Source organism: Kitasatospora sp. NPDC002227 (assembly GCF_040296285.1).
Taxonomy (GTDB): domain Bacteria; phylum Actinomycetota; class Actinomycetes; order Streptomycetales; family Streptomycetaceae; genus Kitasatospora.
This window is the reverse complement of the sequence record NZ_JBEOWY010000097.1, coordinates 1-11,157: the sequence shown is the minus strand read 5'-3', so window position 1 is coordinate 11,157 and position 11,157 is coordinate 1. Positions and strand designations below refer to the sequence as shown.

Here is an 11,157-nt window from a genome sequence, read left to right as displayed (position 1 = left end):
GGCCGGACCTCTTCAACCGCCTCAACCGAGGCGATCACGTCGCTCATCAGGTGCTCTTCCTTGATCGGGAGATACACCGGTCACCGTACAGACCCCTCGGCTCGTCCGGCGTCGGTTGGACGTGCACGAGATAGCCGCCCGAGAGGGACAGGGCGATGCCGACCTGGAGAGTGCGGGCGGACTCGGGCTCAGTGCTGAAGCGCAGGGAGGCGTGGCTGGCGGACGGGTAGTAGCGACCTAGGGAGCTGTGCCGGGCGGCGTGGACGAGAGCCGACAGGTTCGGCGCGGTCCAGGCCCGGCCGGGGGTGCGGAGGCCTTCGTCCCACTCCGCCGCCCACCGGGTCAGGGAGTCCCAGGTGTCGCCCAGCGATTCGCTCATGCCCGGAGTATGGCCGACGATCCGTCAGAGTTCCGCCGCGCGGTGGGTCGGGCGGCCGTCCATGACGGTCAGGAGGACGGGGAGGGCGGCGAGTTCGGTGGCCGGGGTGTCGAGGGGGTTGGCGGCGAGGACGGTGAGGTCGGCGCGGAAGCCGGGGGCGAGTCGGCCGGAGACGGTGTCCTCGGCGGCGGCCCAGGCCGGGGCGAGGGTGTAGGCCCGGAGGGCCTGGAGGGGGGTGAGGGCCTGGGCGGGGTTGTGCGGGGGTTCGGTGAGGTCGCGGGCGGGGCGGCGGTGGCGGGCGCCGGCCATGACGGCGAGCGGGGGGTAGGGGGCGATCGGCCAGTCCGAGCCGAGGACGATCCGGGCGCCGGCGTCCAGCAGGTCGCGGCAGCGCCAGGCGCGGGCCGCCCGCTCCTCGCCGAGGCGGCGGGACCAGTTGTCGGTGTGGTCGGCCCGGGTGAACTCGCAGCAGTGGGTGGGCTGCATCGAGGCGATCACGCCGAGCCGCGCGAACCGCGCCACCGTGTCGTCCGGCACGGTCTCGATGTGCTCGATCCGGTGCCGGACGGCGGAGGGCCCGCAGGCCTCGATCGCGTCGAGGGCGTGCCGCACCGCGGCGTCCCCGATCGCGTGGGTCGCGGTCGGCACCCCGGCCCGGTGCAGCCGCCCGACCACCCGGCTGTAGGCCGTCGGGTCGGGCCAGAACGCGTGGGTGGACTCGCCGTGGCAGTCCGGCTGCTCCAGCCAGGCGGTGCCGTTGTCGATGGTGCCGTCCATGAAGAGCTTCACGCCGTCGACCCGCCAGTACCGCCCGCCGGTGCCCTGCAACTCGATGAGCGCGGCGACGGCGTCGGCGTCCGAGCCGGGCTGGCACTGCGGCGCGACCCGTACGCGCAGCGGCAGCTCGCCGGCCGCCTCGAGCGCGGCGTACATCGCGAGCGAGTCGCCGTGCGCGTCCATCGCGTGGCCCCCGGTGAGGCCGGCGGCGGCCATGCCGCGCAGCACGGCCGCCGCCTGGGCCTGCGCCTGCTCGGGGCTGGGCTTGGGCGCGTACGCCTCGACGGCCTCGCAGGCGGCGTCCTCCAGGAGCAGCCCGGTGGGCCGCCCGTCGGCGTCGCAGACGATCTCGGCGGCCTGGTCGAAGCGGCGCGGGCCGTCGACCCCGGCCAGCTCCAGGGCGCGCGGGCTGGCCAGGGCGGAGTGGGCGTCGAAGAGGTCGATCAGAGCCGGTACGCCGTCCAGGACGGGGCCGAGCGCGGCGGTGGAGACCGGGCCGGTGCCGAAGACGTTGGGGTCCAGGCCCCAGCCGCGCAGCCACTCGCCGGGCTTCAGCGCGGCGACGGCATCGGCGAGCGCGGACCGGACGGCCGGCAGGTCGGTGCAGCCGCTCAGGTCGGTGCCGGCGGTCCGCTCGGCGCCGGAGACCGGGTGCAGGTGGCCGTCCACGAAGCCGGGGGTGACGACCGCGCCCTTGAGATCGATCACGGTGGTGGCCGGGCCGGCCAGGTCGCGCAGCTCGCGGTCCGCGCCGAGCCGGGTGATCAGGCCGCCGCCGGCGGCCAGGGCGGTATGGGGGAGGAACGTGCCCGTGACCGGGTCGAGCAGCCGGGCGTTGAGCAGGACGAGGTCGGTGGGCACGGGCGGGGCTCCTGTCAGGGGATGGTGAGGGCGCCGGGGGTCAGCCCGAGCTCGCGTTCGGCGGTGGTGACGGCCAGGTCGGCCACCGCCGAGGGGTGGCCGTCGCGGCGGGTGTTGACGTGGGCGCCGAGCCCGTCGAGCACGACCAGGATCTGGACGGCCGTGGCCAGCGGATCCTCGGTACGGAAGACGCCGGCCTCGACGCCTTCTCGGATCACGGCGGTCAGCCGCTCCCGCCAGCACCCCTCCTGGCGGGCCACCCGCTCGCGCAGGGCGGGCCGGAAGCGGCTGAGGTGGCGGGCGTTGAGCCACAGGCGGCTGACGTCGTCGTACCGGGCGCCCTTGGTGAGGGCGAGGAACCGGGCGAGCCGTACCAGCGGCTGGCCGGTCGTGTCCGGCAGCAGCTCGTCCAGTTCGGCGGTGGCGGCGACGCCGAAGGCCTCGGCGACCAGGTCCTCCGCCACCGGGAAGTAGTGGCTGATCAGGCCCGGCCGCACGGCCAGCTCGTCGGCGACCCGGCGCATCGTGATGCACTCCAGGCCCTCGGCGAGGGCGATCGCCGCCGAGTTGGCGACGATCTCGGCCCGCCTGGCCTCGGGGGACTTTCGGACCCGTTTGGGCTGACTGTCGGAGTTTGCGACCCTTGACGACATGCCCCGCACGCTATTGGATGTGCGACCAATAGACAAGCCAACCCCACGGGCTTGCCCTTTCGGAGGACTCCATGGCTGCCACCACCGTCCCGGACCCACACACCGAACCTGTCACTGCTGACCTGGCCGGACGGGTCGAGGTCCACGGCATCGAGTACATCCCGGAGAGCGAGCGCCACGGCCGTGCCCGGGATCTCTTCGGCGTCTGGGCCGCGCCCAACGTCAGCTACCTCAACCTGGTGGTCGGTGCGGCGCTGGTGCTGATGGGCCTGGGGCTCTGGCAGTCGCTGGCCGTGATCGTGGCGGGGAACCTGTTCTGGGCGCTGGTCGGCCTGCTCGCCGTGAGCGGCCCGGCGGCGGGAACGCCCAGCGAGGTGATCACCCGGGCGATGTTCGGCATCCGGGGCAACCGGGGGGTGAGCCTGGTCACGGGGTGGTTCGTCTCGGTCTGCTACCTGGCGCTGAACTGGGCCGCTGGGTCGCTGGCCGCCTTCGCGGTGGCGGAGGAGGCGGGGGTGAGGCTCAATGTCCCGCTGAAGATCGTCATCATCGTGGCGGTGGCCGCGGCGACGTTGGCGATCAGTGTCTACGGGCACGCGACGATCGTGCGGCTGTACCTGCCGTTCACGGTGCTGCTCACTGTTGTGTTTGTCGTGCTGGGTGGGTACGTGCTGGCTCGGGCCGACTGGTCGTACCAGCCGGAGGTCGCCCTGCACGGTTCGGCGCTGTGGGCGGCGGTGACGGCCGGGCTGGCGCTGATCGCCTCGGCGCCGCTCTCGTACAACAACAGCGCTGACTTCTCGCGGTACTTGGCGCCCTCGACCTCGCCCCGGGCGGTCGCGGGGTGGACGGCCTTCGGGGCGTTCGTGCCGAGCGTGCTGTTCACCGCTCTCGGCGCGGTGGCGGCCACGGCGCTCGACATGACCGATCCGCAGTCGGCGCTGGCCGCCGTACTTCCGGGCTGGTTCAGACCCGTCTTCCTGCTGGCGATCGTGCTCGGGGCGATCACCAACAATGCCATGACCGCGTACAGTTCGGGGCTCGCGCTGCAGGCGGTCGGGCTGCGGGTCCGCCGCTCGCGCAGCGTCGCGCTGGACGGTTCGCTGGGCGTGGCGCTCACCCTCTACGCCCTGCTGGTCTCCAACTTCCTCGACACCGTCAACAACATGCTGGAGCTGATGGTCGCCCTGCTCGGTCCCAGCATGGCCGTCTACGCCACCGACATCCTGCGCCGCCGCAACCGCTACGACGGCCCGGGCCTCTGCGACGAGACCCCGAACAGCCCCTTCTGGTACCGCAGCGGCATCAACTGGGCCGGAGTAACCGCCCTCTGCGCCGGCACGGCCGTCTCCACCCTCTCGCTGGCCACCACCCTCTTCACCGGCCCGCTGGCCGACGCGTTCGGCGGGGTGGACCTGTCGCTGCCGACCGGGATCTTGGTGGCTTCGGGGGTGTACGCGGGGCTGATGCGCGGGCGCTCCAGATGACAGCTGGCATGATGAGCCCCTGTCCGCACCGTACTGGCGAACGCGGGCAGGGGCCCTGGGTAGTCAGGCCGCATGTCGCAGCTGCACACCTAGGAGCGGAGTCGGGAGTCATCCCGCCGCGCTCTCCAGCCGTCCGAGGAACCCCAGCAGTTAGCCGACTTGACCGTTGACCAGGTTCGCGGGCTCACTGCCAAAGCTGCTTCGACCAGTCGCCCCGAAGGCGGTATGCGCGGCCACCATCGACCTGCTCCACCGCACCGGGAACAACCTCCTCATGGTACGGATACTGTTCTGTCACCGCTGCCAGCAGGAACTCCAGGAAACCGCCCTCGAACAGGTCCCACTCGCGCATCGAGTCAAACTTGGCGGCGACCGGCCACTGGTCCGGCTCCGAGCCTCGCATCAGCCAGAAGAACTGGTCGGAGCTCCAGTTGTTGCCCCACTTCAGAAGCCCGCCCTCGGCCGGGAAAAGCGGATACGGGCACTCGTCGTAGTCCCCGTCCTGGTAAGCCTGGGCCAGCCAGGCGCAGTATCCGTAGGGTTCCGTCGTGTTGTACAGGAATCCCTCGAATCCGAGCGGCTGCCCGCTCTTGGGACTAGGCGCTGCCGATGGCGTGAAGATGTGCAGTTCATCTCTAATGCTGATCATCCCGTACCGGTCGGTGAACGCCCGGTAGTCCGCAGGCAGCTGGAAACCGAGCGCCTCGGGCGCGAGCTCCCACGGGACCGGCACCACTCCGTCTGGGGGTGGCGGTCCGATCACCGCGCCGAGCTGGTCCAGCATTTCCTCGATGTTCATGTCCGCTCCTATCGGACGCCCGATCTCGTCGGAGGCTAGTTTCCCAGGTTTGCATATCCGTTGGAGCCGTACCGTCCGTTGTCTACGACCGTCCAGCCGAAGTCCGTGGGCATGCCGGTGGTGGCGTTCCAGCCGTAGAGCCCCATCCCCCATCCATTCGGGACGGTGCTGCTGGTGCTCGTGTACTGCGGATTCACGTTGTACTGCACAGGGCCTAGGGGCATGACCTTCTCGGCTCTGGTCTCGAAGCTCCGCATGCTGTTCGTGATGCCGCCGCCGGTTCGCTGGTTGGTGTTGGCCCCCGCTGGAAGCACGGCGTCAGGTTCCGCTCGTCCGCCGTTCCGCCAGCCATTCGCGGCACGGAGTGGCAGCGGGCGAGATCGGACCCCGGAGTGAACCCGAGAGCGACCGCCCGCGCCTGGGCGTCGCTCCAGCCCCGGATGTCGCCAGCCCTGGTCGCGGACTGCCCTCTAGCTGATGGTCGCCCTGCTCGGCCCCAGCATGGCCGTCTACGCCACCGACATCCTCCGTCGCCGCAACCGCTACGACGGCCCGGGCCTCTGCGACGAGACCCCGGCCGGCCCCTTCTGGTACCGCAGTGGCATCAACTGGGCCGGGGTGACCGCCCTCTGCGCCGGCACGGCCGTCTCCACCCTCTCCCTTGCCACCACCCTCTTCAGCGGCCCGATCGCTGCCGTCCTCGGCGGGGTGGACCTGTCGCTGGCGACCGGGATCTTGGTGACTTCGGGGGTGTACGCGGGACTGATGCGCGGGCGCTCCAGATGACGTGGCGATCCTGGGGCGGGCGCGAAGGGGGCCGGTGAACGGCTGAGCGGAGCCCGGCCGCAGCTGACGACAGGATGAGCCCCTGTCCGCACCGCACTGGCGAGTGCGGGCAGGGGCCCAACGTCCAACCTTTGGGGCGGTCAAACCCCAAGTCGCGACTCCGTACCCATGAGCGGAGTCAGGAGTCATCCCGCCGTACTCTCCAGCCGTCCGCCCCCCGGTAGCGTCCCCGACCTAGCTGTTGACCAGGTTCCCGTGCTCACTGCGAAAGCTGCTTCGACCAGTCACCCTTGAAACGATAAGCACGGCCGCCGGCGACCTGCTTCATCCCTTCCGGGACGACGTCATCATGGTATGGGTACTGCTCCGTCACCACCGCCAGCAGGAACTCCAGGAAGCCGCCCTCGAACAGGTCCCACTCCCGCATCGAGTGGAACTTGGCGGCGACCGGCCATCGATCCGGGTCCGGGCCCCGCATCAACCAGAAGAAATGGTCGGAATTGTAGTTGTTACCCCACTTTAGAATCCCACCCTCGGCCGGGAATAGCGGATACGGGCACTCGTCATAGTCTCCGTCCCGGTAAGCCTCGGCCAGCCAGGCGCAGTATCCGTAGGGTTCCGTCGTGTTGAACAGGAACCCCTCGAATCCGACCGGCTCCGCGATCTGGGGATTAGGCGCTGCCGATGGTGTGTAGATGTGCAGTTCGTTGCTGATGCTGACCGACCCGTACCGGTCGGTGAACGCCCGGTAGTCCGCAGGCAGCTGGAAACCGAGCGCCTCGGGCGCGAGCTCCCACGAGACCGGCACCACTCCGTCTGGGGGTGGCGGTCCGATCACCGCGCCGAGCTGGTCCAGCATTTCCTTGATGTTCACGTCCACTCCCGTCAGCCGCCCCTTGTCGCCGGAGGCTATCCGCTTCCGGCGACACCGGAGGCGATAGAGCTGGCCCAACCCCACGGTGTCCTTGCACCAGAGCTGTGCGGGAGGCCCCACTTGCATGCCGAGCCGCCCAGAGGATCACCCAACCGAGGCGGCAGATTCGAACTCACGATCACCACGCTCGGTTGAGCAACGGCTAGTTAGCGATGAGAGTCTGTGCAGCCAACGGAACAGGCCTCACTCAACCATGTTCCGCACAGGGACCCAGGTCCGCTGCCCGAGCGGTAGAAGGCGAAGCAGGTCAGGGGTTGGGGACAACATAACCCGGACAAGGAATTCAGCCATTCCACATCGCGCCTCCAGCCATGCATCTTCGGGCAGTTTATGGCGGTACCAGATGACAACTGGCCATTGATTCGGATCTGCGTCACCAGTCTGCCAGAACAGGCAATCACCATTCGGAGTGCTACCCCACAACAGTAGCCCCCCCGGCTCAGGGTACATCGAGTATGGGAAGCATTCGGGAGACTCTTGCTTCAGCCATTCGAACTGCGGAGCACACCTGAGGGTGGTTTGCTCCACCATCGTTCGAAATCCACCGGGAGCCCAGCCTTGCTGGCCGTATTTCAGAGGTGGAACCACGTACAGTTCCCCAGAAATGGCCCCGTGGCCAAACGCGTCGACGAAATCTCGATAGTCATCCGGATAATCGAGCCCAACTTCGCACCTGGAGCGACTCCAGTCAATTCTATTTCCCGCGTCCATCAGTGGAACGTCCAAGAGTCGGGCGACCGCGGTCACCGATTTATTCATACAGGCACCTCTGGCATCACAGTTCAAAGTGGATCGCAGAATAACCACACAACGGCCTGCGATGGAAGCCCCGACTTGCCAGTCTGTCGCCGTCTTCCCCCATTGACAGCTCATCGTGCCAAGCGGATCCAACAGGCAGGGGCGGGGTCATTACAGGATCAAGAAGTGTCCGGTTCGTTCCTTTCGCGCGTGATGCATCGTCAAGGGTTGGTCTGCGGTGGATCGACTGTGATGCGAATGGTCATCTTGGCCCGGGCTACTGGTCGTCTCACTTCGTCTGCTCGGCAGTGGGCCGGCCGTGCGCAGGGCGGCGTCGTTCAGCGTGTCTGTCCGTTTTGTGATCATGTGGGCCGAGGGGGCGCGAGGATGTGAACGTCGACAAGGACATCCGGCCTGGACACGTGGCATGAGTTCCTGGCTGTCGCTGAGCGGCCCGCGGCCGGACAGACGTGCGCGGCCGACTGTGATCAGCTGGACGTGATGGGTCTTGCCGCCCTGTACGGTGTGCCGTATGAGCCTGGGAGTCCACTTCGCCATCGATGCGGAGACCGCCGATCGCCTGCTCGCGGCTGCCGACGACGATGAGCTTGCTGCGCTCGTTGAGGAGATTGAGGAAGAGGGCATCGGTGTCGGCCACTGTGACACCGACAAGGCGTGGGACGCCATCCATCGCAGCCTGACCGACGGTTACCTTGGCTACGCCAACGGCATCTACCCGCTGAACGCTGTGATCCTGGGCGGTGTACAGCTTCATGAAGGGGACGATTACATCGTCGGCCTGCTCACTCCGGATCAGGTTCGCGATGTCGCCGACGCCATGGCCGATGTCGACCGCGAGGCACTGAAAACGGGCTACGACCGCATCGACGTCGAAGACTACGGGCCGAACTTCGGCGACGAGGACTTCGCCTACACCTGGGCGAACTTCACCGACCTGGTCGTCTTCTTCCGGCAGGCAGCGGACGCAGGAAGCCACGTGATCTTTACGGTCGGCCAGTAGAGGGTTCGGAGCCGGGGCAGTGTCGTTCAGTCGGTCTGCCGACTTGATGACAGCTCATGTGCCTGAGCCAGCTGCGCTGTCCCAGGATCGGGCCGGAACGGAAACAGGAACGGCCTCCGGGTGATCATGAGGTGTCGAGTCCCTGATCACCGCAACGGAAGACCGTGCCTGGCCGCTCATCAACGCCCATCCCCGCCGGTCTGGGCCAGCTCGCTGTTGCCCGGCTTTCCGCCGCCGAAGAACACTCCAGCCTGCTGGACTGTCTTGCCGCGGTGCCTGATCCACGCCGGGCCAAGGGCAGCCGCCATCCCCTCACCTTTGTCCTCGCCCTGGCCGCCTGCGCGGTCCTGGCCGGCGCGAGATCTCTGACCGCGATCGCAGAGTGGGCCGCTGACGCACCGGCCACCGTGCTCACCACCCTCGGCGGACCGAACCGTGAACCAAGCGGCCCGACCGCCCCGGCCGACGCCACCGTGCGCCGGGTCCTGCAACGCATCGACGGCGACGCGCTCGACACAGCGATCGGCTCCTGGCTCGCCGCCCGCGACCCCGACCGCCCGCCATCCGGCCAGGACCCGCTCAAGCAGCCCCGACGTTCCCTGGCCGTGGACGGCAAGACCATCCGTGGTGCCCGCCGCACCGACGGAACCCAGGTACACCTGCTGGCCGCGATGACCGGAACCGGCCTGGTCACCGCCCAGCGCGAGGTTGACTCCAAGACGAACGAAATCACCGTCTTCCGGCCGATGCTCGCCGAGCTCGACCTGGCCGACACCGTGGTCACCTTCGACGCCCTGCACTCGCAGACCGCCCACGCCCGCTTCCTGGTGGAGGAGAAGAAAGCCCACTACATCGCCGTGATCAAGGGAAACCAACCGCTGCTGCACCGGCACCTGAAGCAGCTGCCCTGGCGGGACGTTCCGCTGCTGGACAAGACCCGCGCCACAGAGCACGGCCGTGACGAGATCCGCCGCGTCAAAACCGCCACCGTCACCCGTGGCCTCGACTTCCCCCACGCCGCCCAGGCCGTGCAGATCGTGCGCCGTCGCCGGATCATCGCCGCCGGCAAGGTCACCCTGGAACGTGTCTACGCAGTTACCGACCTGACAGCGGAGCAGGCCGATGCTCCCGAGATCGCGCACCGTGTACGCGAACACTGGGGCATCGAGAACAAGATCCACCACGTGCGCGACACCACCTTCGCCGAGGATGCCTCGCGCGTGCGGACCGGGACCTCGCCCCGAGCCATGGCGGCAATGCGCAACCTGGCCATCGGCGCCCTCCGTCTCACCGGCTGCGACAACATCGCCGCCGGCCTGCGCAAGCACGGCCGAGACGCCACCCGACCGCTGGCCACCCTCGGCATCACGTGATCAAACCGGACAGATCCCCTGAACGACACCGCCCTGCGGCCGTGCGGGGTCAGCCCGTTTCCTTTCGGCGGGCACGGTAGGCGGCGACGGTGGTCCGGCTGGCGCAGGTGTTGGAGCAGAAGCGCCGGGTGCGGTTGCGGGAGTCGTCGACGTAGAAGCGTCCGCAGTCGACGGCGCGGCAGCGGCCGATGGTGACCGCCGGGTCGCCGCAGGCGACGTGGGCGAGTGCCGCAGCGCAGCTGCGCCCGAGCCAGCTCACGGCGTCCTCGCCGTTCGGAGCGAAGTGCAGGTGGGATGACCCCTCGCCGTCGTGGTCGTCGACCCGGATCAGCGGAGGGTGCTGTTCCAGCAGGGTGTTGATGGGGCCGATCGGACCGGCCTGCGAGGCGGCCTCCACCGCGGCGCGCAGGCCAGGCAGGAACGCAGTGAGCCGTTCGGTATCCGGTTCGGCGATCTGGTGCTGGCGGAACATCTCCCGGCGCAGCTCGCTCGGGCTGTCGCCGTTGACGATCTCGACCGCGAGGCGGGTGAGATTCCCGATGTAGTCGACGTAACGCACTTGACCACCTACCTTTCAGCCCTGCAGGGTAGGCATCATGACTACTGATGCCACCTACATCATGGACGGCGGAGCGGCCGTCGCGCGAATGCTGCACCGCATGGGCCGGTGGGACGAGGCACTCGCCGTACTGCCGACGGACGCGGTGGCAGAGCGGGCCGAGCTCTTGGTGGACAGCTTCTGGTGGCGGCTGCACGGCTCCGAGGAGGCCGAGGAAGCCGTTGGTGGGCTGATGCAGTCCGAGCCGGTCCTGGCGGGTTATCTCGATGCGCAAATCCGCTACACCCGACTGCTGTTCGACCTGGGCCCGCGCCCCGACGACCTCCAGCAGGCCCGTCAGGGCTTCGCCGCCGCCAGGGACGACGCGCGGCTGGCGGGTTGGGCCGCCTTCTGGCTCGGCGTACTCGCCGACAACATCGAGGAAGACCCCGACCTGGCCGGGGCCGCCTACCAACGCGCCCGGGAACACGCCCGAGAGCACGGCGACGCACTACTGGAGTCCTACGCGGTACGCCACCTCGGCGCCCACCTCCTGGACCATGACCATGAACAGGGCACCGCCCTGCTGCGCAGGTCCTACCACCTGCGGGCTGCCCTCGGCGCCCGTCCGCAGACGGCTGCGGCCGCCCTCACCCTCGCCGCCGAACTGCCACCCGGAGCCGAAGCCGACCAGCTCCGCGAGGCGGCTGAGCTGACGGGTGTGTCCAGCGACTGGTGTATCTCGTGTTGTGTGAGTTACCGGCGGCCGACGGAGAGGCGACCGTCGAAGGCGATGTCGAAGGCCTGGAGA

The 11,157-nt window shown here is 68.8% G+C and carries 12 protein-coding genes; 5 read left to right on the top strand and 7 right to left on the bottom strand.

Features of this window, described 5'->3' with window-relative positions:
• Positions 1-46 precede the first annotated feature (46 nt).
• Genes ABT095_RS38070 through ABT095_RS38060 form a run of 3 tightly spaced genes read right to left on the bottom strand, consistent with a single transcriptional unit; the run spans position 47 to position 2,670 of the window.
• Positions 47-379, bottom strand: a complete 333-nt coding sequence (locus ABT095_RS38070; protein WP_350534215.1) for a DUF6193 family natural product biosynthesis protein — start codon at positions 377-379, stop codon at positions 47-49.
• Between the two features lie 24 nt (positions 380-403).
• Positions 404-2,017, bottom strand: coding sequence for an amidohydrolase (locus ABT095_RS38065; protein WP_350534214.1), 1,614 nt, complete (start codon positions 2,015-2,017; stop codon positions 404-406).
• 14 nt (positions 2,018-2,031) lie between these two features.
• Positions 2,032-2,670, bottom strand: a complete 639-nt coding sequence (locus ABT095_RS38060; RefSeq protein WP_350534213.1) for a TetR/AcrR family transcriptional regulator — start codon at positions 2,668-2,670, stop codon at positions 2,032-2,034.
• A gap of 71 nt (positions 2,671-2,741) precedes the next feature.
• Here ABT095_RS38060 and ABT095_RS38055 point away from each other — a divergent pair, with 71 nt between their 5' ends.
• Positions 2,742-4,157 carry a purine-cytosine permease family protein gene (locus ABT095_RS38055; protein ID WP_350534212.1) on the top strand — a complete coding sequence of 472 codons (1,416 nt, stop codon included), beginning with the start codon at positions 2,742-2,744 and terminating at the stop codon, positions 4,155-4,157.
• Between the two features lie 184 nt (positions 4,158-4,341).
• Here the strand turns inward: ABT095_RS38055 and ABT095_RS38050 are convergent, their stop codons facing one another.
• Together ABT095_RS38050 and ABT095_RS38045 are read right to left on the bottom strand one after the other, a co-directional pair.
• Complete coding sequence (locus ABT095_RS38050; RefSeq protein WP_350534211.1) at positions 4,342-4,956, bottom strand: hypothetical protein; 615 nt, start codon at positions 4,954-4,956, stop codon at positions 4,342-4,344.
• A 35-nt stretch (positions 4,957-4,991) separates the two neighbouring features.
• Positions 4,992-5,213, bottom strand: a complete 222-nt coding sequence (locus ABT095_RS38045; RefSeq protein ID WP_350534210.1) for a hypothetical protein — start codon at positions 5,211-5,213, stop codon at positions 4,992-4,994.
• A gap of 220 nt (positions 5,214-5,433) precedes the next feature.
• On the opposite strand from ABT095_RS38045, the gene ABT095_RS38040 reads away from it, so the two are divergent.
• On the top strand, positions 5,434-5,742 hold the full coding sequence (locus tag ABT095_RS38040) for a cytosine permease (RefSeq protein WP_350534209.1): 309 nt from the start codon (positions 5,434-5,436) through the stop codon (positions 5,740-5,742).
• 259 nt (positions 5,743-6,001) lie between these two features.
• Here ABT095_RS38040 and ABT095_RS38035 read toward each other — a convergent pair whose 3' ends face one another.
• Complete coding sequence (locus tag ABT095_RS38035; RefSeq protein WP_350534208.1) at positions 6,002-6,616, bottom strand: hypothetical protein; 615 nt, start codon at positions 6,614-6,616, stop codon at positions 6,002-6,004.
• A gap of 1,330 nt (positions 6,617-7,946) precedes the next feature.
• Here ABT095_RS38035 and ABT095_RS38030 point away from each other — a divergent pair.
• On the top strand, positions 7,947-8,435 hold the full coding sequence (locus tag ABT095_RS38030) for a YfbM family protein (protein WP_350534207.1): 489 nt from the start codon (positions 7,947-7,949) through the stop codon (positions 8,433-8,435).
• A gap of 164 nt (positions 8,436-8,599) precedes the next feature.
• The gene (locus tag ABT095_RS38025) at positions 8,600-9,808 is read left to right on the top strand and encodes an ISAs1 family transposase (protein ID WP_350534206.1); all 1,209 of its coding nucleotides are present in this window, start codon (positions 8,600-8,602) and stop codon (positions 9,806-9,808) included.
• 49 nt (positions 9,809-9,857) lie between these two features.
• On the opposite strand, the gene ABT095_RS38020 is transcribed toward ABT095_RS38025, so the two are convergent.
• Positions 9,858-10,367, bottom strand: coding sequence for a CGNR zinc finger domain-containing protein (locus ABT095_RS38020; protein WP_350534205.1), 510 nt, complete (start codon positions 10,365-10,367; stop codon positions 9,858-9,860).
• Positions 10,368-10,404: 37 nt separating this feature from the next.
• Here ABT095_RS38020 and ABT095_RS38015 point away from each other — a divergent pair.
• A partial coding sequence (locus tag ABT095_RS38015) for a hypothetical protein (protein WP_350534204.1) occupies positions 10,405-11,157 on the top strand: 753 nt, incomplete at its 3' end.